Source organism: Anaerotignum lactatifermentans DSM 14214 (assembly GCF_900142265.1).
GTDB classification, from domain to species: Bacteria; Bacillota; Clostridia; order Lachnospirales; family Anaerotignaceae; genus Anaerotignum; species Anaerotignum lactatifermentans.
In genome coordinates this window covers 41,414-63,115 of sequence record NZ_FRAH01000009.1, presented here as the reverse complement: position 1 = coordinate 63,115, position 21,702 = coordinate 41,414, and the positions used below count along the sequence as shown (strand labels likewise).

At 42.5% G+C, this 21,702-nt stretch carries 16 protein-coding genes and 1 tRNA gene; 8 read left to right on the top strand and 9 right to left on the bottom strand.

Features of this window, described 5'->3' with window-relative positions:
- Nucleotides 1-76 precede the first annotated feature (76 nt).
- Nucleotides 77-1,351 carry an adenylosuccinate synthase gene (locus tag BUB35_RS04105; protein WP_072849431.1) on the bottom strand — a complete coding sequence of 425 codons (1,275 nt, stop codon included), beginning with the start codon at nucleotides 1,349-1,351 and terminating at the stop codon, nucleotides 77-79.
- A gap of 385 nt (nucleotides 1,352-1,736) precedes the next feature.
- Nucleotides 1,737-2,534 carry a 3'-5' exonuclease gene (locus BUB35_RS04100; RefSeq protein WP_072849429.1) on the bottom strand — a complete coding sequence of 266 codons (798 nt, stop codon included), beginning with the start codon at nucleotides 2,532-2,534 and terminating at the stop codon, nucleotides 1,737-1,739.
- A gap of 121 nt (nucleotides 2,535-2,655) precedes the next feature.
- Here BUB35_RS04100 and BUB35_RS04095 point away from each other — a divergent pair, with 121 nt between their 5' ends.
- The 4 genes from BUB35_RS04095 (at nucleotide 2,656) to BUB35_RS04080 (ending at nucleotide 7,173) form a co-directional block, all read left to right on the top strand.
- The gene (locus BUB35_RS04095) at nucleotides 2,656-2,910 is read left to right on the top strand and encodes a hypothetical protein (RefSeq protein ID WP_022254616.1); all 255 of its coding nucleotides are present in this window, start codon (nucleotides 2,656-2,658) and stop codon (nucleotides 2,908-2,910) included.
- Between the two features lie 16 nt (nucleotides 2,911-2,926).
- The gene (locus tag BUB35_RS04090; RefSeq protein ID WP_072849427.1) at nucleotides 2,927-4,030 is read left to right on the top strand and encodes an iron-containing alcohol dehydrogenase family protein; all 1,104 of its coding nucleotides are present in this window, start codon (nucleotides 2,927-2,929) and stop codon (nucleotides 4,028-4,030) included.
- Between the two features lie 129 nt (nucleotides 4,031-4,159).
- A complete protein-coding gene (locus BUB35_RS04085; RefSeq protein ID WP_072849451.1) occupies nucleotides 4,160-5,584 on the top strand; it encodes a sigma-54 interaction domain-containing protein in 1,425 nt (474 codons plus the stop codon).
- 308 nt (nucleotides 5,585-5,892) lie between these two features.
- The gene (locus BUB35_RS04080) at nucleotides 5,893-7,173 is read left to right on the top strand and encodes an L-cysteine desulfidase family protein (protein WP_072849425.1); all 1,281 of its coding nucleotides are present in this window, start codon (nucleotides 5,893-5,895) and stop codon (nucleotides 7,171-7,173) included.
- 606 nt (nucleotides 7,174-7,779) lie between these two features.
- Here BUB35_RS04080 and BUB35_RS04075 read toward each other — a convergent pair.
- Nucleotides 7,780-9,120, bottom strand: a complete 1,341-nt coding sequence (locus tag BUB35_RS04075) for an aspartate aminotransferase family protein (protein ID WP_072849423.1) — start codon at nucleotides 9,118-9,120, stop codon at nucleotides 7,780-7,782.
- A gap of 321 nt (nucleotides 9,121-9,441) precedes the next feature.
- On the opposite strand from BUB35_RS04075, the gene BUB35_RS04070 reads away from it, so the two are divergent.
- Nucleotides 9,442-10,569 carry a YkvI family membrane protein gene (locus BUB35_RS04070; RefSeq protein ID WP_072849421.1) on the top strand — a complete coding sequence of 376 codons (1,128 nt, stop codon included), beginning with the start codon at nucleotides 9,442-9,444 and terminating at the stop codon, nucleotides 10,567-10,569.
- 120 nt (nucleotides 10,570-10,689) lie between these two features.
- Here the strand turns inward: BUB35_RS04070 and BUB35_RS04065 are convergent, their stop codons facing one another.
- From BUB35_RS04065 to BUB35_RS04055, 3 genes are all read right to left on the bottom strand, one after another.
- On the bottom strand, nucleotides 10,690-11,802 hold the full coding sequence (locus BUB35_RS04065; RefSeq protein WP_072849419.1) for an aminotransferase class I/II-fold pyridoxal phosphate-dependent enzyme: 1,113 nt from the start codon (nucleotides 11,800-11,802) through the stop codon (nucleotides 10,690-10,692).
- A gap of 475 nt (nucleotides 11,803-12,277) precedes the next feature.
- Nucleotides 12,278-14,497: a DNA gyrase/topoisomerase IV subunit A gene (locus BUB35_RS04060; protein WP_072849417.1), complete on the bottom strand. Its 2,220-nt coding sequence runs from the start codon at nucleotides 14,495-14,497 to the stop codon at nucleotides 12,278-12,280.
- Nucleotides 14,498-14,513: 16 nt separating this feature from the next.
- The gene (locus BUB35_RS04055) at nucleotides 14,514-16,490 is read right to left on the bottom strand and encodes a DNA gyrase/topoisomerase IV subunit B (protein WP_072849415.1); all 1,977 of its coding nucleotides are present in this window, start codon (nucleotides 16,488-16,490) and stop codon (nucleotides 14,514-14,516) included.
- A gap of 754 nt (nucleotides 16,491-17,244) precedes the next feature.
- Between BUB35_RS04055 and BUB35_RS04050 the strand changes: the two genes are divergently transcribed.
- Nucleotides 17,245-17,330 (top strand) — tRNA-Ser (locus BUB35_RS04050).
- A 62-nt stretch (nucleotides 17,331-17,392) separates the two neighbouring features.
- Here BUB35_RS04050 and BUB35_RS04045 read toward each other — a convergent pair.
- Both BUB35_RS04045 and BUB35_RS04040 read right to left on the bottom strand, forming a co-directional pair.
- Nucleotides 17,393-18,559, bottom strand: a complete 1,167-nt coding sequence (locus tag BUB35_RS04045; RefSeq protein ID WP_072849413.1) for a site-specific integrase — start codon at nucleotides 18,557-18,559, stop codon at nucleotides 17,393-17,395.
- A gap of 118 nt (nucleotides 18,560-18,677) precedes the next feature.
- A complete protein-coding gene (locus BUB35_RS04040; protein WP_072849411.1) occupies nucleotides 18,678-18,896 on the bottom strand; it encodes a helix-turn-helix domain-containing protein in 219 nt (72 codons plus the stop codon).
- 147 nt (nucleotides 18,897-19,043) lie between these two features.
- Here BUB35_RS04040 and BUB35_RS04035 point away from each other — a divergent pair, with 147 nt between their 5' ends.
- Together BUB35_RS04035 and BUB35_RS04030 are read left to right on the top strand one after the other, a co-directional pair.
- Complete coding sequence (locus tag BUB35_RS04035; RefSeq protein WP_143158935.1) at nucleotides 19,044-19,514, top strand: RNA polymerase sigma factor; 471 nt, start codon at nucleotides 19,044-19,046, stop codon at nucleotides 19,512-19,514.
- Nucleotides 19,515-19,530: 16 nt separating this feature from the next.
- On the top strand, nucleotides 19,531-20,397 hold the full coding sequence (locus tag BUB35_RS04030) for a hypothetical protein (RefSeq protein WP_072849407.1): 867 nt from the start codon (nucleotides 19,531-19,533) through the stop codon (nucleotides 20,395-20,397).
- Between the two features lie 194 nt (nucleotides 20,398-20,591).
- Here BUB35_RS04030 and BUB35_RS04025 read toward each other — a convergent pair whose 3' ends face one another.
- Nucleotides 20,592-21,536, bottom strand: a complete 945-nt coding sequence (locus BUB35_RS04025; RefSeq protein WP_143158934.1) for a hypothetical protein — start codon at nucleotides 21,534-21,536, stop codon at nucleotides 20,592-20,594.
- Between the last annotated feature and the right edge of the window lie 166 nt (nucleotides 21,537-21,702).

The window sequence follows — 21,702 nt, the reverse complement described above, 5'->3', positions numbered from 1 at the left end:
AGGATTTTGGCTTTCTTTGTTTTCTTATGAAGATGCCCCTAAACCTCTTGTATTTGAGATTTCATGCCTTTTTTGTTTAATACATGCGGATATAAGCGTCACGTTCTGCGCCTACGGAAACGTACCGGATGGAGCATCCAGTCATTTCTTCCAGCAGCTGAATGTAGTCCAGTGCTTCTTTGGGCAGTTCTTCTTTTGTTCTACATTTGCTGATGTCACAATGCCAGCCTTTTACCTTGCGGATCACAGGTTTTGCTTCTGGCAGGATTGCGGCATAAGGGAATTCGTCAATGATTTCGCCATTGAGTTCGTACTGCGCGCAGATGGGGATTTCTTCCAGATAAGAAAGAACATCCAGTTTTGTCAGAGCAATTTCTGTGCAGCCCTGTACGCGGATGCCGTAGCGAGATGCCACTACGTCAAAGGGACCTACACGACGAGGACGACCTGTTGCTGCGCCGTATTCACCGCCAGCTTCACGGAGTTCTTCTGCTTCTTTGCCGAAGGATTCACAGGTGAAGGGACCTTCGCCTACACAGCTGGAGTATGCTTTCATGATACCTACTACCTGATCCAGTTTATGATTGGGTACGCCTGCGCCAATGGGAGCGTAAGCTGCAATGGTAGAGGAGGAAGAGGTGAAAGGATAGATGCCGAAGTCGATGTCACGCAGTGCGCCCAGCTGTGCTTCGAACATGATCTTTTTGCCTTCCTTTGCAGCCTGATCCAGATACAGGCTTGTGTCGATGATATAATCTGCAAATTCAGCAGCGTAAGTATCCAGCCATTTTGTCATCTCAGCCAGTTCTACAGGAGCTGCGTGATAAACGTTTTCGATGATCAGATTTTTGTACTCCAGAACATGTTTCAGTGTATCGTGATAGATGGCAGGGTATTTCAGATCACCCATACGCAGACATTTTTTCATGTATTTGTCGCCATAAACGGGAGAAATGCCGCGGCGAGTGGAGCCGTATTTTGCGTCGCCCAGACGATCTTCTTCCAGACAGTCCAGCATAACGTGGTAAGGCATGCAAATGACTGCTTTATCACTGATTTTCAGATTTTCAGGTGTGATGGATACGCCAGCTTCCCGCAGACGGGAAATTTCCTTGTGCAGATGTTCCAAGTCGATAACCATGCCGTTGCCCATGACATTGACTACGTCACTGCGCAGAATGCCGGAGGGCAGCAAATTCAACACAAATTTGCCACGATCATTGATAACAGTATGTCCTGCATTGTTGCCGCCCTGATAACGGCAAACAATATCATATTCCTGAGAAAGCAAGTCTACCATACGACCTTTGCCTTCGTCACCCCAGTTAATACCAACAATAGAAGTAAGCATAAAATACCTCCTGATATATATAAGTGTAGTTGATTTTCCTATAAATTACTATAAGATTATAGTATGATAAATGCTTTGCGTCAAATGCGCACTTATTCGTTATTATACGTAATATTGTGATAAAAATTCGCTTTCTGTAAAAAAGAAATGTCGAAAATAGGTAAAATGTGGCGTATCGTTCGTAAAACAGTGTAATTTTATGCATTTCTTAAGCAAGTCTTTTAGAAAAATGAGTTATAGAAATATTTGATACCTTTTATAAAAATATAAAATAAATAAAAACAAATTTGAAAAGAATGGTATATTTGTCCTTCCCATACGGAAAATTGCAGCGCAAAATAAAAACCAGAAAGATTCATATCCTTCTGGTTTTCTGGCATAAAATTTAAGATTTTTTCTTGCTTTCGGTTTTGCTCTCTTTGTGTTTCTTAGGCGCGGGAGCCATGTCATAAGCATGGTTGCGACCTAAGGTATAAGCAGCTTTGATGAGTTTCTTTTCGCTTTCTGTCAACTCCCGGTTCAGCTGTGTCATAAAATGCTGGAACAGGGCTTTTTTATCTGTCCGCAAACGTTTCGGTTTTTTCGCAAGCATAGTCAGTGGCTGGAAGATATCCGGTGTAATGGTTTCCGGATGAACAATGCGGAAAATTTTTGCTGTGTAAACCGCGTCGTTCAGAGCATTATGGAAAGCCTCCTGTATTTCGATGCCCAGTTCTGTCACGGCGTTTTTCAGACCAATGGCTTTGCCCGCTTCCTGATGCAGATAAGTGGAAGCGAAAGGCTGGATATTCAGATATTGATCAGTCAGTGCATCCGCATCCAGATTATAGTAAAGGATATTGCGGAATAAAGACTTGATGTCGTCAGGACCCCATGTGCAGAGGATGGCATCTTCTTTGCCGATAAAGCGCAGAAATGCTTCGTATGCTTCCGGGAAAGAGGGCTGTCCTTTTAAGTCGTCTTCCCGTATCCCGGTGATTTTTTCCACAAAGGGATGCAGACGGGGATAGATCTGGGGACGAATCATGTAGTTAAATTCTTCCAATATATCAAAATTTTCATTGAGCTTTACAGCGCCGATCTGAATGATTTCAAAAGGGCATTCTGCCACAGGCTCTGTTTTTTTTCCTGTTTTGAATGGAAAGGACTGGTTAAATTCCAAGTCTAATACAATGTAATGCATCTCCAAGCCTCCTGTTTGTTGTACTCAATTAGTATACCATGAAATGCCTTTGCGACAAAGAGAAATTTTCTTGTATATCTATTTTGTCAATGGTAAAATCATCATAAAGGAGGTTATTGCTATGCGTTTGACATTTACGGAACAGGAAATCCAGCAGGAACTGAATAAAATCTATCTGGAAGAAGACGATCTTCTCATGGAAGGGGAATGGCTGGAAGGTGAAGGACGCCATTACATCATTTCTGGTGTCGCAACCATTGAAGGCGAACGTTATCATGAATTTGAAATAGAATTTGAATTGTTGGAAGACCCCCAGGAACAGACAGCCGTAGGTATTTTGTCTGTGGACTGGGATTGGTATGATTTTTTATGCTAAAAGGAGGGACGAGAACATGAACACATTTCGTTATTTTATGCCCGTAGATACATACTTTGGACGGGACTGTATTGCAGAACATAAGGATGTTATGAAAAAACTGGGACAGAAAGCCCTGATTGTGACTGGCAGAACTTCCGCAAAGAAAAATGGTTCCCAGCAAGATGTGACAGACGCCCTGGAAGCATTGGGTATGCAGTGGGTATTGTTTGATGAAATCGGCGAAAATCCCGATGTGGAAACGGTTGTACGTGCGGCTGAGCTGGCAAAAAAAGAAGCGGTTGATTTTGTCATCGGTATTGGTGGTGGCTCTCCTATGGATGCTTCCAAAGCCATCGCGGTGCTGACTGCAAATCCGGAAGCGGATGCAGAAATCCTCTTTACAGATCCTTCTGCAAAAGCGCTGCCTGTTGTGGAAATTCCTACAACAGCAGGTACAGGCTCTGAAGTGACACAGTATGCCATTTTGACACTCCATGAAAAACGTACCAAAAATGGTATTGTGCAGCCTATTTTTGCTACTGTATCTTTCTTAGATCCTAAATATATGGATACCCTTTCTGCAAAAGTAACCAATAATACAGCAGTGGATGCTATGAGCCATCTGGTAGAAAGCTATTTAAGCGCCAATGCCAATACAATCAGTGAAAAAATCGTTGCTATGGGTCTGTCCTATTGGAAAGAATGTATTCCTGCGCTGAAAGCAAGAGAATACACTCCGGAAGTACGTGAAAAACTGATGCTGGCATCCACCATCGGCGGTGTTGCCATTGCCCAGACAAGCACATCCATTCCTCACGCATTGGGTTATTTCCTGACATATGAAAAACAGATTCCTCACGGTCGTGCAAACGGTATGGTAATGCAGGCGTATATGGAACTCTTTGGAAAAGATCATCAGAAAGTCAAAGAAGTTCTTGGCTATCTCGGTCTGGAAACCACAGAAGATATGGGTCAGCTCATGAAAGATGTACTGGATATTTCCGAAACATTTACAGCAGAAGATATTGCTTATTACGCAAAACGCTCTATGGAAAATCCCAAAAAACTGGCTACATTCCCTGAATATGGTCTGGAAGAGAAGGACATTCTGGAAGTTTACAGAAAAAGTCTGCTGTGATATAATCAAGATAGAGAAAAACAGATGCTGGAACTGATGAGAGTTTCCGGCTCTTGTTTTCTGGAGTTTCGTATGAAATTTGATAAAACGATGTTGGAATGAGATGAGAACAGTTGGGAGATGACAGGCTTGACACCTTTGATGAAAATACAACCTTTTATTCAGGCATATGTACAGGCCATCGCCTCTATTTTGGAAGCGGATGTTACCATTGTTGACCATGAACTCATTCGTGTGGCAGGCACAGGGGATTATCTCAATGAAATCGGCAACGCTGTTTCCCATGCCAATTTTTTTGAGAAGATTCTTAAGACAGGGAAAGGCGGTATCATTCGGGATGTGAATGATGACTCTAACTGTGTAGGCTGTAAGAAACGGGCATATTGCAAGGAGCTTGCCAATCTGGCTTATCCCATCTTTCAGAATCAGACAGTGGTAGGCATTATTTCCATCATTGCTTTCCGGGAACAGCAGCGGAAAAATGTTCTGGAAAATATGGGAAAATTAGAAGAATTCCTCAAGTATATGAGTATGCTGCTGGAAAGCAAGCTTTATACAGATGAAGCCAAAAGCAAACTGGAAGAACAGTTAAAGGCGGTACATACAGCAGAAAGCGCATGGTCTTTCGTAGGGGATAGTCCGAAAATGCAGGAGGCACTGCGTATTGGCAGAAAGGTAGCAAAGTCCGATTCTACGGTATTTCTCCGCGGGGAAAGCGGTACAGGGAAAGAAATCATGGCAAAAATGATTCATGACCTCAGCGACCGCCGGGAAAAACTGATGATTTCCATAAACTGTGCTGCCATTCCAGAAAATCTGGTGGAAAGTGAACTCTTTGGCTATGAAGAAGGGGCATTCACCGGAGCACGGAAGCATGGCTCTGTGGGGAAATTTGAACTGGCAGATAAAAGTACTATTTTTCTGGATGAAATCGGGGATATGCCTTTGCCGGTTCAGACAAAACTGCTCCGCGTCCTGCAGGAAAAGCAGGTGGAACGAATCGGCGGACGGAAACCCATTCCGGTGGATATCCGCGTTATCTGTGCTACGCATAAGAATATCGAAAAGATGGTAGCAGAAGGTACCTTTCGAGAAGACTTGTATTACCGTTTGAATATCATTCCCATTGAATTGCCGCCTTTACGGATGCGACGGGAAGACCTGCCAGCGTTGATTACTCATTACATTGGGTATTATAATCAGAAGCTGAATAAACATCTGGAAGGAATGGAACCAGAAGCACTGGATGCTATGATTGCTTATGATTGGCCGGGAAATGTCAGAGAATTGAAAAACATTGTGGAGTATCTGGCAAATATTGTGGAAGGTACCCATGTGACTCTTTCGGATTTGCCGGATCATATTGCGCTCCATGGAAGCAGAGGTGATGCCCCGCGTTCTTTGGATGAAATGATGTCCGATTATGAAAAACGAATTTTGATGCGTATGGTCAAGCCAGGCGCTTCTCTGGAAGAAAAAAATCACCTCGCAGATACGTTGCAGGTGAGCCGTGCCACATTGTATCGCAAGCTGAAAAAATATGACCTTATCTAGTTCTCATTATTGAGAAACTGTTTTCAAAAATGAGAAATACATATAAGTGAAGAAAAAAGCCCGATTTTTGGTATGCCGTATACCAAAGGGGCTTTTTTAATTGCAAAAAACAGAAAAAATGTATGAAAAAAAGGACATTATTTATTTGTATCTGAAAAATAAAGAAAGAGAATTAATCTGTATTTCTCAAAAGTGAGAAATGGCATGTCAAAAAATGCGGAAAATAGGGATTTTTTGTTTGGCACGCTTTTTGCTCTATAATGGGGCAAGTAAAAACGAACGAGACTTTCTTCAAGGAGGATATACAAATGGATATGAAAAAGGCATTGGAAGCAATCAAAAGTGAAATGAAACCCAGCATGGGCTGTACAGAACCTGTAGCAATTGGTCTGGCAGTTTCCAGAGCGTGTGCGCTACTGGAAAAACCTGCAACACATCTGGATATGGTTATCAGTTCCAACATCTTTAAAAACGCTTACAGCGTGCAGATTCCAAACGCTGGCACAAATGGTATTGAACTGTCCTGCGTACTGGGCTGTCTGCTGGCTGATCCCGACAACACCATGGAAATTTTTGCAAAAGTAAAACCTGAACATGTGGAAAAAGGTCAGAAACTGGTAGAAGAAGGTTTTGTAACTGTAAAAGTTCTGAAGAGCAGCCAGTTCTATATTGAATGTGTCGCAACAAACGAAACAGAACGTGCACACACTATCACGGAAGACGCTCACGACAATCTGGTATATTCTGAAAAAGATGGCAAAGTGCTGCTGGATAACCGCAAAGAAGATGTTGCTGAAGAAGAAACACATGAAGATTTTGACATCACACAGTACACATTTGCAGATTTCCTGAAAATGGCAGAAGAAGTAGATGTGAAAGATCTGGCATTCATCCAGGAAGGTATCGACATGAACCTGGAAATTGCAAAAAGAGGTCTGGAAAAGAAATATGCCATCGGTATTGGTCCCTGCATGCAGAAAATGGTTCTCAATGGCACACTGTCCAATGATATGGTTACAGATGTAAAATTGACAACAGCAGCGGCTTGTGACTTCCGTATGAGCGGTGGTGACGGTTCCGTTATGACATATCTGGGCAGTGGGAATCAGGGTCTGGAAACCATGCTTCCTGCAGCGGTTGCAGCAAAACATCTGCATGCTTCTTCCGAAAAATTGTTACGTGCAGAATTGCTGGGTATGCTGATCATTATGTATATGAAAAAACATGTGGGCAGACTTTCTCCTATCTGTGGCGCAACACTGGCTGGCTCCGGTTCCGCAGCAGCTATCACATATATGATGGGTGGCAATCTGGAACAGATTTCCGGTGCTGTACAGAATATGATGGGTGGCGTAGCAGGTATGTTCTGTGACGGTGCAAAGGGCGGTTGTGCGTTAAAACTGTCAATCTGCGCAGGCGAAGCTGTTTATGCAGCACTGTATGCCATGGATAACTCCATTGTACAGGCAACAGATGGTATCATCAGCACTGCAGTTGAAGATACAACCAAAAACCTGATGAAACTTTCTCACGAAGGTTTGGCTGATGTAGACATGAAAGTAATCGAAATTATGCAGAATAAAAAATAAAAAATTGTACTTGATGTCATACATCATAGCAAAAAGTGGAATTTAGCGAATAAATCTCACAAAAAATCGCACAAAAGAAAATGGTCATTTTCTGTAAAAAGATTGGATACTGGATACTGGTATCCAATTTTTTTGTGCGAAAAAGACTTTCTCCTTTGAAAAGTGACAGACGGAAAGTGGTTTTTGATGGCATTGTATTGCAATTTGTATGCAGCCAATAAGGATTTGCAGCAAAAGAAAATGTTTTTCAGTGCTATATTGTTATGCAAACGATAAAAAAGGGGGAGAAAAACATGCAAAAAGCAGTGGTGTGAAATGAATTTGTAGAAAGAATAGGTGAAAATCACCATACTTTTCAAGCGGTGACTACTCAATAAATCTCACTGTTTTTTGCCAATTTGAGGGCTTACAAGCATTTTTGTAGATGGGCATAAGAGTTCTTATAACAGCCTTATCTTGTGCGTTATTTTGGAGCTTTTAACGAAGAATTTGGCAGGGAACAAAGAAGAAAGCAAAGAATGGAAAAACGGATGTGAAAGCTTTCAGAAGTCTTATAAGAGCAAAAAAGAGAGAAGCATAAATTGCTTCTCTCTTGTAATATCAATATTACCAGCCATTCTGGAACTGCAGTACGTCGTCAGGGATATTGCCTGCTTCATAATCAGCCATAGCTTCATCCAGGATTGCAAAAGCCTTGCGGAACAGATCGTGGTCGATGTTCAGAGGCGGCTGAATTCTCAGGATATTGCCGGCAACGGAGATTACCAGCAGACCTTTTTCATAAGCGCGGTAGAGGATTTTGAAAGTACCGTCTAAATCAGGTTCTTTGGTACCGTCAGCATTTGTTTTTACAATACCGATACCACAGGACATGCCCAAACCGTTGGTTGTGCTGATGATATCGCCATGTTTTTCTTTCAGCATTGCGAAGGATTCCTGCAGGATTTCGCAGTTTGTTTTCAGGATATTCTGGAATTCTTCTGTCTGCATATAGTCAAAGGCTGCAATACCAGCGGAACATGCCAATGCGTTGCCGCCCAGTGTAAACAGATGGGCAGGAGCAGGCAGGCAGTCCATGATTTCATCTCTAGCCATGAAAGCACCCAGGGTTAAACCTGCACCAACAGATTTACCTAAGATGATGCCGTCAGGTACGATGTCATAATGTTCGATACCATACATTTTACCGGTACGGTAGAAAGCCTGCTGTACTTCTTCAGAAATAAACAGAATGCCGTGTTTCTGGCAAAGTTCATACAGTTTTTTCATGAAGATAGGATGTGCGGGGATCAAACCGCCATCACCCTGAACAGGTTCGATGATCACTGCTGCCACATCGTCTGCAGGCAGATAAGTGTCAAAAGCACGCTGCATTTCTTTCAGACATTCTTTTTCACATACATCATCTGGTGTGTCAGACCCGAAGAAGGGGAAAGGATAGATTTCCGGCAGGAAAGGTCCCATTTTCTTTCTCATACGGGTTGTAACAGTTGTCATGGAAGAAGAACCGTAGGTATTGCCATGATAACCATTGATGAATGTGATGATTTTGGTGCGTCCGGTAAATGCTCTGGCGAATTTTACAGCTGCGTCATTGCCGTCAGAACCACAGTTACCAAAGAGGATTTTTGCTTTTACACCGCCAGGATATGTGCTGACAAGGCGTTCTGCATATTCAATGGCAGGAATATTATATGTATAAGCAATGGTATACTGTGAATATTTTTTCAGCTGTTCTTGTACAGCAGCTTTTACATGGTCATTGCATGTACCAAGGTTTAAGGAAGAAGCGCTGCTGAGGAAGTCAATATATTCATTGCCATCCAAGTCGCGGATAATAGAATCTTTACCGCTTTCTACAACAAGTGGAAAGTAAGAAAGATGCTGGGTAGGAGCGATTACCTTTTTATCTCTTTCTACCCATGAAGTACATTTTTCTGTGTTCATAGTTGCTACACCCCTATCTTTTGTATGTTTTTTATTAGATACAACGTATAGAAATAAATCTTGTTCAATACTGTAACACCATTCATGTTTTTTGACAATGGCAGAAATCATAAAAAAACGAGGGAAAAAAACAGATTATTATTGTGAAAAAAGATGGGAAGCTTTTGCATAAACATGGAAAAAATTGTGTAATCTATTTCTTTACAAAAAATAGGACAATATGGTACAATCTTCCATATTCGATTTGTGGTACTTAAATCGATACAATTCTGGTTTCAAAAGAAGAATCTGGAAAATGCAAAAGAGAAAGGGGAACAAGGTATGGAAAACAAGGTGAGTATGGCAAATGTTGTAAAATTTGCCGGCGCATATGTGGCATGCGCCATCGGTTCAGGCTTTGCAACAGGGCAAGAGATTATGCAGTTCTTTACAGCACAGGGGGTTATGAGTATCCTGGGCAGTATTGTAACGATGGTAGTCTTTGCTTGGGCAGGCGGTATGTTTATGAAGCACGGGAAGGAGCTGCAGCTGAAAGTTCCTGGTGCGATTGTACGTTATTATTTTGGTCATACAGTTGGTAAGATTTTTGAAATTCTGTTCCAGGCATTCCTGTATGCGATCTTCGTTATCATGATTTCCGGCGCAGGTGCTACATTGGCAGAATATTATGGAATCAATCCCTATGTAGGACGTGTTGGTATGACACTGGCAGCGTTCTTCACAGTTATCCTGGGTCTGCATAAACTGACAGACATTCTGGGCAGCCTTGGTACAGTTATCATCGTCTTTTCTGTAGGCGTTGGTCTGATCAGCTTCATGGGCAATGCAGGCGGATTGGGTCATGCGGCTGAAGTCATTCCTACATTGGAAATCACGAAGAACAGCGGCGGCTGGCTTTTCTCCAGTATCCTGTATCCTGGTTTTAATGCCATTGCTGTATTGATTTTCTCTGCTGGTATCGGTGCTAGTGCAAACAGCAGTAAAGAAGCTCTGTATGGCGGTCTGCTGGGCGGCGTGCTTTTCGGTCTGGCAATCCTGTGCATGAACCTGGGTCTGCTGGTAAACATCGAAAGCGTTTATGACAAAGCGGTACCCTCTCTGGTGCTGGCAGACAATATCCATCGTGCAGTTGGTGTTGTATTCTCTGTTATCCTGATCTGTGGTATCTATACAACAGCAGTACCTATGCTGTGGGGTGTAACCAGTCAGTTCGCACAGGAAAAAACAAAGAAATTCATGGTAGTTGCACTGATCCTGACAGTGATCGCTTTCTTCCTGGGTATGACAGACTTCAAAGTTCTGGTAAATACTATCTATCCTTTCAGTGGTTATATGGGTATCATCCTGATGGTTGTAGTGCTGTATCATATGCTGTTTGATAAACGGGATAAAGCAGAAGTGGGCGCAGCCCTGAATGCAAAATACAAAAAGTTGGAACAGCAGCAGTAATCTAACGATAAATTAGGTTTAAAAGAAAGCCTCATGGGACTCTTGGTCACATGAGGCTTTTTATATGCTTTGAAAAAAGAAAACCCCCACTGCAAGAGCAGCGGGGGAGTGGTATCAAAATTAGATGATGCCCATTTCTTTTGTGATTTCAATGATGGCATCAGCAGCTTTTTCCAGATCTTCTCTGGTGTGTGCTGCGGAAATCATCACACGCAGACGAGCGGTACCTCTGGGTACAACAGGGAATTTGATTGCCTGTGCGTAAACGCCTTTTTCATACAGACGAGCGCTCAGTTCTTCTGCTTTTTCTGCATCGCCAACGATAACGGGGATAACAGGTGTTACAGTGGAGCCTGTGTTCAGACCTGCTTCTTCCATACGTTTTGCGAAATATTCTCTGTTTTCCCACAGACGTTTTACCAGTGTGTCGTCATCGGCAATTTTGTTGATGGCAGCCAGTGCTGCTGCTGTCAGGCAGGGAGCCAGAGGAGAAGCGGTGAAGATGAAGCTACGAGCCTTGGGACGCAGTTCTTCGATAAATTCTTTCGTACCTGCTACAAAACCGCCGGCTGCACCGAAAGCTTTGGACAGGGAGCCTGTTTCTACTGTTACTTTGTCACGCAGGCCAAAGTGTTCAACAGTACCTTTGCCGTAAGGACCCATTACGCCGTCGCCATGAGCATCGTCAACCATGAACATAGCGCCGTATTTTTCAGCCAGAGCTGCCATTTCAGGCAGGGGAGCCAGATCGCCGTCCATGCTGAATACTGCGTCAGCAACCAGCAGTTTTTTGCCTTCTGTGGGTTCTTTCAGCATTTCTTCCAGTTTTGCCAGATCCATGTGAGGATATACTTTTACATTTGCACGGGACAAACGGCAACCGTCGATGATGCTGCCGTGGTTCAGTTCGTCACTGTAAATGGTATCGCCTTTGCCTACCAGTACAGGAATAACGCCTGTGTTTGCCGCTACGCCGCTGTTGAATACCAGAACAGCTTCTACGCCTTTGAATTTTGCCAGTGCTTCTTCCAGTTCGTCATGGATTGCGAAGTTACCGACAATGTTTCTGCTGGCACTGGGACCAACACCATATTTGTCAATGGCTTCCTTTGCTGCGGCTACCAGATCGGGGTCGTTAGCCAGACCCAGATAGTTGTTGGAGGCCATATTGATGATTTCTCTGCCGTCCAGATTGATGTGTGCACCCTGAGGTCCATAAAGGGTTCTGTACATGTTGCATCCTTCTTTCTGTGATAATCCCTGATTTTGCTTTCAAATGAAATTTTAATAAAAAACCCTAAAAGCATTATAACACCATTGTGAAAGATAAGTCAATGAAAGGCGAAGGAGGGAAAAGAAAAGTGGAACATTTCACAATCAAAACCACTAGTAAACTAGTGGTTTGATCAACCCCTAGAAGGGGTATTACGTGCCGACCCCTAAAAGGGGCATCGAAAAATATCATCGCATTTATTTGCACTGCAACCTGTAAACAGGTACTATAATTGAGAATACAGTATGTTAATTTAATATTGCATATCTATCCTTCATTTGATAATTAGTAAATCCATAGTAATTATCATTCAAAAAAATATACTAAAGTATTTTATTTACCCCTAGTAGAACTAGGGGTTTTGTTAAGCTAAAGCACCCAATACAAGAAAAAAGGACTTCTTTCAGGGAAAGAAATCCTTTTTTTTGTAATAATTTATAATTCCATTTGTCCAGGAACGTCATTGGAAGTTTTGTCTTTTTCCTGAATGAAATGCCCGGTTGTTGGAATTTTTCGTGTTCGATAGTATTCTGGATTGTCTGTCTGGAACTCAGCCGCAGGGCAGACTTTGGTGATGCTGCTGTTTTTCTTGAGGGTATAAAGCTGCACACCAGATGCGCTTTTGGAAGCGTTTGCCGGAATCAGTTCTGTGTTCAGCAGCGTGGCTTTGTCGTGGTTGCGCATGAGCAGGAAATCTGCGTCTGCATCCAGTTTTTCCATGTATACTAACGGAGAACGTGCGGAGTAGGCATTGACCAATTTCCGTCTGTTTGCTTTGGTAGCATAAGCAGAAAGCTGTACCTTTGCGCCTTTCCCGTTTTCAAAGAAAAATACCATAAAACCGTTGTAATCCTGTGTGACAGTCATGTAAAGGATTTTTTCTTCTGCATCCATACCCAGAAGGTTCTGGAGATATTCCCCCATGGAGCTTGCTTTGCTGTCGGGAATGTCGCTGAGCTTCATTTTGTAAACGTTGAACTGATTGGAGAAGAACAGCATTTCTCCGCGGTTGGTGCTTTCCAGCTCCTGCATGATATAGTCGTCGTCCTTGACTTTCTGTTCACCGGCAGAACGCAGGGAAATCAGAGGGATTTTTTTGAAATAGTTCTGTTCTGTCAGGAACAGGCGTACACCATAATCTTCGATGAAATCATCTTTGGTAGGTGTCACAATTTCTTCTTCCTGAATGATTTCTGTCAGACGAGGTTTGCCGTATTTTTTTGCAACGGCTTTCAGCTGACGACAGATCAGATTTTTGATTTTGGTGTTGCTTTCCAATGTTGCTTTCAAATCTGCAATTTCATTTTCCAGAGTTTTCATTTCCTGCGTACGTTTGAGGATATATTCCTTGTTGATGTTACGCAGTTTCATTTCCGCAATATAGTCCGCCTGTACTTCGTCAATGGAGAAGCCTTCCATCAGATTGGGCACAACCATAGATTCCAGTTCTGTATGGCGGATGATGGAAATGGCTTTGTCAATATCCAGCAGAATTTCCGCAAGACCTTGCAAGAGGTGATATTTTTCCTGTTTTTTCTGAATATCAAAAGCCAGCTGTTTGCGGATGGATTCCATACGGAATTCTGTCCAGTGCTGCAAAATGCCGCCAACGCCTAATGTCATGGGCTTTCCTTGAATCAATACGTTGAAGTTGCAGCTAAAACTGTCGGAAAGCGGCGTCATGGCATAGAGTTTATGCATGAGTAAATCCGGGTTGGTGCCTTTTTTGATGTCAATGGTGATTTTCAGACCATTTAAGTCAGTTTCGTCACGAATATCGGAAATATCACGAATTTTTCCGCCTTTTACCAATGCAATGATTTTGTCAATGATGACCTCCAGATTGGTAGTGTAAGGGATTTCGTAAATTTCGATGCAGTTCGCATCTTTGTCATAGCGGTATTTTGCCCGAAGTTTCAAACTGCCACGACCAGTGCGGTAAATCTGCTCCAAAGAGGAACGGTTGTATATTAACTGTCCGCCTGTGGAAAAATCGGGAGCGGGAAGCACATCGCAAAGATCAATAGAATTATCTTTGATGTAAGCAGCAGTGGCTTCGCAAAGTTCCGCTAAGTTAAAGCTGCAAATGGAGCTTGCCATACCAACTGCAATCCCAATGTTAGGATTTGCCAGAATATTGGGAAATGTGGTGGGCAACAAAACAGGTTCTTGCATGGAACCGTCATAGTTATCCACGAATTCGACAGTGTTTTTGTCAATGTCCGCGAAAACTTCTTGACAAATGGGCGCCAGTTTCACTTCTGTGTAACGGGAGGCGGCGTAAGCCATGTCACGGGAATACTGTTTCCCGAAATTCCCTTTGGAATCTACAAAAGGTGTCAGAAGTGCACCGTTGCCTTCTGTGAGACGTACCAATGTTTCGTAAATAGCAGCATCCCCATGGGGATTCAGTTTCATGGTCTGACCAACTACATTGGTGGATTTTGTACGTTCGCCCCGTAAAAGCCCCATGTGGTACATGGTGTAAAGGAGTTTCCGGTGGGAGGGTTTGAACCCATCAATTTCAGGAATGGCACGGGAAACAATGACACTCATGGCATAGGGCATGTAGTTTTGTTCCAGTGTCTGGGTGATAGGCTGCTCCTGTATGAAATTATCTTTTCGTTCAATGACTGTTTTTTTCTTTCTTGCCATAACAATCTTACCTTTCTTAGCTGATATCTGTTAAGTCCAGATATTTGTAGCCTTCTTCGGCAATAAATTCTTTTCGTCCTGCCAGATTTTCCCCCAGCAGAAGCTCAAACATTTCCTGCGTACGTTGCACATCGTCAGGTGTTACCAGAATCAAACGTCTGGTTTCAGGATTCATGGTGGTTTCCCACATCATTTCCGGCTGGTTTTCACCTAGCCCTTTGGAGCGGTTGATTTTTACTTTGCCTTTCAGCTTGCTGACGATGTTTGCTTTTTCTGCGTCGGAGTACGCAAAGTAAGTGTCTTTGCCGTTGACAATCTCATAAAGAGGGGACTCGGCAATGTAAACTTTCTTTTCTTCAATGAGTGTTGGTACCAGACGATACAGCATGGTCAAAAGCAGAGTACGAATCTGGAATCCGTCCACGTCCGCATCGGTGCAGAGAATGATCTTGCTCCAGCGAAGCTGATTGATGTCAAAAGAATTCAGACCAGTGTTATGCTTGGATTTGATTTCCACGCCGCAGCCCAGCACTTTCAAAAGGTCTGTAATAATGTCGCTGTTGAAAATTTTGTTGTAGTCTGCTTTTAAACAGTTCAAAATCTTACCGCGAATGGGAATGATTGCCTGAAATTCCGCATCACGTCCCTGTTTACAGGAACCCAAAGCGGAGTCACCTTCTACAATGTAGATTTCCCGACGGCTGACGTCTTTGGTACGACAGTTGACAAATTTTTCTACACGGTTGTTCATATCCAGAGAGCCTGTCAGCTTTTTGCGAATGGAAACACGGGTTTTTTCTGCGGTTTCACGACTGCGTTTGTTTGCCAGTACCTGATTGGCAATTTTATCCGCATCCATTTTGTTTTCGATGAAATAGATTTCTAACTGTTCCCGGAAGAAATCTGTCATAGCATCCTGGATGAATTTGTTGGTGATGGATTTTTTGGTCTGATTTTCATAACTTGTGATAGTAGAGAAAGAGTTGATGACCAAAATCAAACTGTCCTCAATGTCAGAGAATGTGATCTTTTTCTCATCTTTTTTATAAAGATTGTTTGTTTTCAGATATTTGTCGATGGCGGAAACAAAAGCACTTTTCACTGCTTTGTCAGGCGCGCCGCCATATTCCAGAAAACTGGAATTGTGATAGTATTCCAACAGATTTATCTGATTGTTGAAACAGAAAGCCGCTTCAAATTTCAGTTTGTATTCTGGCTTGTCCTCACGGTCACGGCCTCTGGTTTCTGTCTGAAGGTAGTGAACGTCTGTCAAAGAAGTGTTGCCAGCAAGTTCTGCCAGATAGTCCCGGATACCGTTTTCATAGTAATAGGTAAAAGTTTCGCCGCTTTCTTCATCAAAAAGTTCAAAAGTCAGACCAGCATTGACAATTGCCTGTCTGCGCAGAATATCCTGAAAATAGGAAAGGGGAATGGCAATATCTGTGAATACATCCCGATCGGGCAGCCAGCGAATTTGTGTGCCTGTGACACGTTTGTGTGTGGGTTCTTTTACCAGACCACCGATGTTTTCGCCTTTTTCGAAGTGTAAGTCATAACGCATGCCGTCACGGTAGATGGTAGCATCCATGTAGGCAGAGGCATACTGTGTGGCACAAGTACCCAGACCATTCAGACCTAAACTGAATTCATAGTTTTCACCAGAATTGTTCTGGTATTTGCCGCCAGCATAAAGTTCACAGAAAACCAGCTCCCAGTTATATCGTTCTTCTTTGGGATTGTAGTCAACGGGAATACCGCGACCATAGTCTTTTACAAGAATAGACTGGTCTTTGTAACGCACTACCTCGATTTTGCTGCCAAAGCCTTCTCTTGCTTCGTCAATGGAGTTGGAAAGGATTTCGAAGACAGCATGTTCACAGCCTTCCAGCCCGTCAGACCCGAAAATAACCCCGGGACGCAGACGGACACGGTCAGCACCTTTCAAAGAGGTAATACTCTCATTATTATAGTTAGAATTTTGATTCGATTGCATCGTTTCACCTGTTTCTATATTTATAATAGGAAAGAATCCTATTTTTTATATGCTCATCTTCTCTACTTTACAGAAATTCCAGGGGAGTGTCAAGGGGAGAAGGGGAAAGAATGTTCGATTTGAAGGGAAAAGAATGTAGATTTGTGGAAAAAAGATTGCAATTTTAATTGCCGGCTGGTATACTATATAGGCAATTCTGTAAAGATGGTTATTTTGGAGACGTACCGAAGTGGTCATAACGAGGCTGACTCGAAATTCATATTGAAAATGCTAAATAATTGAATATTTATAAATGGAAGCGTATCGAAGTGGTCGTAACGAGCTTGACTCGAAATCGAGGCGGTGAATTTCGTCCCCGATGCCAGAAAGTTAGAGAACATCAGGCTTTCAGCCGAAGCAGCCGAACGAAAAAAGCTGAAATGCTAACAAATTGCTAACAAAAGAAAATTTTCTAAAAATTTGAAAATACTTTAATACATTAATACGGAGACGTACCGAAGTGGTCATAACGAGGCTGACTCGAAATCGAGGCGGTGAATTTCGTCCCCGATGCCAGAAAGTCAGGAAACATCAGGCTTTCAGCCCAAGCAGCCAAACGAAAAAAGCTGAAATGCTAACAAATTGCTAACAAAAGAAAATTTACTGAAAATTTGAAAATACTTTAATACGTTAATACGGAAGCGTATCGAAGAGGTCGCAACGAGCTGCACTCGAAATCATGTTATCTGTGCCAAAAACTGAATATTCTCTAAATGGAGACGTATCGAAGCGGTCATAACGAGCTCGACTCGAAATCGAGTTGTCCGAAAGGGCACGTGGGTTCGAATCCCACCGTCTCCGCTCTGGAAACCTTGATTTTTCAAGGTTTCTTTTTTGTTTCGATACGCTTCCATAAGTTCTTTTCAATCTTTTTTACTCTGCAATGCATTACCGATAGCAGCGGCGGACTGCTGTTTTGCGTGATAGTCGATATGAGAATAGATGTCTGCCGTAGTGGAGAAGTTGGAATGTCCCAGCCATTCCTGAATGGATTTCATGGGGATGCCTTCTGCCACCAGCATACTGGCACAGCTGTGACGCAGTTCTTTGAATGTGAGTTTTTTCAAACCGTATTTTTTCAATAACCAGCCAAAGTGGTCGCTGACAAAATTAGGACGAAACAGTTTGCCCATTTCGTCTACGCAAACATAATCCATATATTCTTTGCAGTAACCGTTTCCAAACAATTTCTGATTTCGTTCCAGTTTCGCTTTGTGTTCCAGCAGCTTTTCTTCCACAACGGGAATCAGGGGCAGGGTACGATAGCTGGATTTTGTTTTCAGCTTGTCCTCTGCGTAAACAATGGTTTTTCCGTTTTCTGTCAGCTCTGTGACCTTGTGATTGACGGTGATGGTTTTGTTTTCAAAATCAATGGCACTCCAACGCATCCCTAAAGTTTCGCTTCTGCGGAACCCATAGTAGGCGCTTAAAACGATGGGGATGTAAATTGGATCATCTTTGGCAATATCCAGCAAAGTCAAAATTTCCTCCTTGGTATAAAAACTGGAGATATGTTTGTTCTTCTTGGGACGTTTTACCCGATCCGCAGGATTGCTGAGGATGTAATCGTTTTTTACAGCATAGGCAAGCGCCTGATGAAGAACAGCGTGATAATGGATGACCGTATTGGTGGTGTAGCCTTGTTCTAAAATCTCGTCATAGAGCATTTTGATGTGCTTCGGTTCTACTTCTGTCAAAAGCAGATTCAGTTTTTCAAAATGAGGTCGGATACGAGCGGAGACCATATTGTCATAACTTTTATAGGTGGCTCGCTCCACCAAAGGTTTTACGATTTTCAGCCATTCATCCATGTAATCCGTCATCAAAAGCCGACTGCCGTCCATATTTTCCATGGATTCTTTCGTTTCGTATGTCCGTTTCAGGTTCTCCAGAAATTCCAAAGCACGACGTTTGTTTCCTTTCACTGGCAAGCCTGTGCTGACAGATTTTTGTTTTCTTCTGCCGTCCACATAATAGCTGACGATGGCGTAATAAATGCCTTTTCTTTCGTAAATACTTCCTGTTACCATAAAATCGCTCCTTTCTTTAGAAATCATCTGTCTCAGGTGTTTGGGTATGTTACCATGGTCGGATGACTTTTACCACTCTTTTTCTGCTTTTCTTTTCCATAAAATCCGTTGTAACCGTTTATTTTTCTGATTCATATAAAAAACGAATGACATTAATCTTGGGAATCAAATAGACTCGTCCAATTTTCACCGATTCGATGCGACCGCTTTTCAAAAGGGCATAAGCAGTTGTCCTGCCAATGCCGCCCAACATCTCCCGCAGTTCGTCCACATGAACCACATCCGGATAGGAACGAAACATACGAAAATAGTCGTTTCTTGCTGAAACTTGCGTCATAATCTATCCCTCACTTTCATTGTCGTGTAGTACCATTTAGTTATAGAAATGTAATAGGAGAAATGCATAAAACTATTACTTATATCATAAAGACGATGAAAACACAAAAAACGGTATCGCAAATCGAAAATATTTTTGCGGGAGGTGTTGATTATTGATACGTATCGTGATTTAATGGAGCAAGAAAGACTGACAGAACAGGAAAAAGTGGTGATAGAACAATGGAAACCTGTGCTGGATGAATTGGATCGTGCGGAGAACTGCAACAACAGAAGGCACAAAGAAAAAAGGGATATGCTGGACATAACCCTTTGTGAGTGCCAGAATGAAAAGGAAGAATATCTTTCTTCCGAAATCAAATTGAAGTTATCGGAGACGGATGAAAATTGGCTGGAATGGATTTTTTCCAGAAATTCCGCAGACCTGTACCAGCTGACTGGAAATATTGGGCTGGCAAAATCACTGCGGACGTTAACGGCAATGCAGAGAAAAGTTGTTTTTTTGTTTTATGTCCATGGGTTTTCCGTAAAAGATATTGCCACATTGTTGGGCAGCAGCGAGCGGAATATCCGAAAACTGAGGGAACGAGCAAGGGAACATATGAAAATATCATGCTAGAAAGGCGGCAGAAGCCATGAAAAAAATAAAAGAAATCTATGAGAATCGAATCTCCACATGGGCAAAATATTCTGGTTATCGCATCGTCCAACGATATGGGAAGGAGCATATTGCCCCAGAAGAAAACGCAGTGCTGCTGTGGTACGATCCTGTGGAAAAGGAAGAAACATTGATTGCCGATGTGCTGAATACAGGAAAAGCGATTGCGAATGCAGAAAGTCGAGAAAAAATAACAGCGGTGGCTTTGGATTTTGTTTCCAAGTATGGCTTGCTAGGTTGGATGCCATCTCTGCCTGTGAATCCATATTTTTATTTGGAGTCTAAAGTTCTACTGCCGGAAAATGAATACTTTTTATTTTCCAGTGACACCAAAGATACAGAAAAATATATGGAACAGTTCCAAGTGGAACCCAATGGAGAAAAACTTTTGGGAGTATGGCAAGAACAGGGGCGTTCTCCCATCTATGATTTGGTGTTTTCTAAAAATTATTGTGAGCCAGTAGACTGGATCATCCCTTTTCTACAGGAAATGTTTGAGCATTTTCGTACCAAAGAAATGTTGGAAGACCACAGGTATGAGCCTTGGGAAAAAATGATTCTGCGAAAAAGGATAGAAAGTTTTTATCATCCAGGCGTCCCTTATGTGCTGCGGTATGATCCTGTGCCGGGTGCCTGCTGGGTGTTCGATAGCCTGAAAATGGTTGCAGAAACTGCCTGTATTGTGGCGTTAGGACAGGAAGAAAATCCGGTTGCTATCTGCAAACACTGTGGAAAATATTTCTATCGGGAAGATGTTCGGAGTGCTTACTGCTCCCATCGGTGCAGGAATCAGTACCATGTTTATCAGAGCAGAAAACGAAAAAGAATGGAAGAAAATGATTAAAACATGAAAAAAACGGCTGGACAGCAGGTTTCCCTTAATAAAACTTTTTTGTTCTTTGATTTCTTAAGGGGAAACGCAATAGCTGTCTTCCGAAGAAAACAATTTCGATAAAAATATGATTGCCAGAATTCTTTTATCAAAAGGATTCTGGCATACTTGTTTTCTTATGAAGCAGCACCGAAAGCTGCTTTTTTTCATGGGAGAAAACGATTCAGGAATAACCGAAAGACCTGCTGATCCGTTTCCAAATCTCTGGTCAGAAATCGTTTGACTAGTTCTGTGGTGATGATTTGGGAGAAAAGTTGGAGCGGGGAACAGGGAAGAAATCGTCGAAGCAGGATAATTTGAAAGGTGTCCAGCTTTTCTTTGCCGATGTATTCTCTGATTTTGTTCTCTGTCTGCTGAAGTTCTATGATGTCTATAGCAGAGAAAAGGTGATTTTTTTCTGCAAGAAAATCCAAAAGGGACTGCTCCAAAATGAAATCTGCTGTGGATAACAGGCAAAGATTTTGCCTTGTAAATGCTTCCTGGCAAGGGAACTGCTCCATGATGGCAGTAATCTTTGGTGATGTTTCGCTGTTGGTATTGGAAAATAGATGCTGCATTTCTCCCATGACAGCTTGGGCTTCGTCCTGCAAAACAATGAAATCGAGCTGGGATACCATCTGAAAAAACAAAGATAAATAGTGATCCAGCAGGTAAGATTTTGTGCCAAGAGCGCTACGCAGCTCTTGAGCGAAATGAAAGGTTTCCGAAAATGTAGGCTTGGGTGGATCAGAAAGTGAAAGAAAAGATTGCAGTATGTCCATAACATAACCTCCGTTTTTTGAAGTCGGCAGAGCCGCTTGTGGTATATAAACTCTTGTGGAGAGGGATGTCAAGAGGGGTTGGACATTTTCTCGATTTTCGAGCGATGGGTAAAGAAAGAATATGGGCGGCGCTATTAACAGTAAAGGATGCCCTGTGTGCCCTTGTGCGCCCCTGTGTGGCGTTTTCATTTCAGGGTAGAGGAATTGCCCCATAAGTGTGAAAATTGGCGGAAAAACGAAATCTTGAAATATCGCAAAATGTGATATATTTCGGAGTATTTGAAATGCGAAAAATGATAGCAGGTTAAAGACCGGCATCAAGCCGGTCAAAAAAGCCCTCAAATCCCCACAGTGTGGGGATTTTTTGCAGGTGCTGGTATTGCACCGCAGACGTCGGTTCGTGCGTCACAGGAAGAAAAAAGCGGGAGTTTGCTTAGAAAACATGGGATTTTCCGCAGACGTCGGTGCTGGCATCAGGTGCGTTTTTGAACGATAA

Excerpts from the sequence above, each read along its gene's own strand:
- BUB35_RS04045 (WP_072849413.1), bottom strand. The coding sequence starts at position 18,559 with ATGGTAACAGGAAGTATTTACGAAAGAAAAGGCATTTATTACGCCATC.
- BUB35_RS04040 (WP_072849411.1), bottom strand. The coding sequence starts at position 18,896 with ATGACGCAAGTTTCAGCAAGAAACGACTATTTTCGTATGTTTCGTTCC.
- BUB35_RS04060 (WP_072849417.1), bottom strand. The coding sequence starts at position 14,497 with ATGGCAAGAAAGAAAAAAACAGTCATTGAACGAAAAGATAATTTCATA.
- BUB35_RS04065 (WP_072849419.1), bottom strand. The coding sequence starts at position 11,802 with ATGTACAGAACCCTTTATGGACCTCAGGGTGCACACATCAATCTGGAC.
- BUB35_RS04070 (WP_072849421.1), top strand. The coding sequence starts at position 9,442 with ATGGAAAACAAGGTGAGTATGGCAAATGTTGTAAAATTTGCCGGCGCA.
- BUB35_RS04105 (WP_072849431.1), bottom strand. The coding sequence starts at position 1,351 with ATGCTTACTTCTATTGTTGGTATTAACTGGGGTGACGAAGGCAAAGGT.
- BUB35_RS04075 (WP_072849423.1), bottom strand. The coding sequence starts at position 9,120 with ATGAACACAGAAAAATGTACTTCATGGGTAGAAAGAGATAAAAAGGTA.
- BUB35_RS04030 (WP_072849407.1), top strand. The coding sequence starts at position 19,531 with ATGAAAAAAATAAAAGAAATCTATGAGAATCGAATCTCCACATGGGCA.
- BUB35_RS04095 (WP_022254616.1), top strand. The coding sequence starts at position 2,656 with ATGCGTTTGACATTTACGGAACAGGAAATCCAGCAGGAACTGAATAAA.
- BUB35_RS04090 (WP_072849427.1), top strand. The coding sequence starts at position 2,927 with ATGAACACATTTCGTTATTTTATGCCCGTAGATACATACTTTGGACGG.
- BUB35_RS04080 (WP_072849425.1), top strand. The coding sequence starts at position 5,893 with ATGGATATGAAAAAGGCATTGGAAGCAATCAAAAGTGAAATGAAACCC.
- BUB35_RS04055 (WP_072849415.1), bottom strand. The coding sequence starts at position 16,490 with ATGCAATCGAATCAAAATTCTAACTATAATAATGAGAGTATTACCTCT.
- BUB35_RS04100 (WP_072849429.1), bottom strand. The coding sequence starts at position 2,534 with ATGCATTACATTGTATTAGACTTGGAATTTAACCAGTCCTTTCCATTC.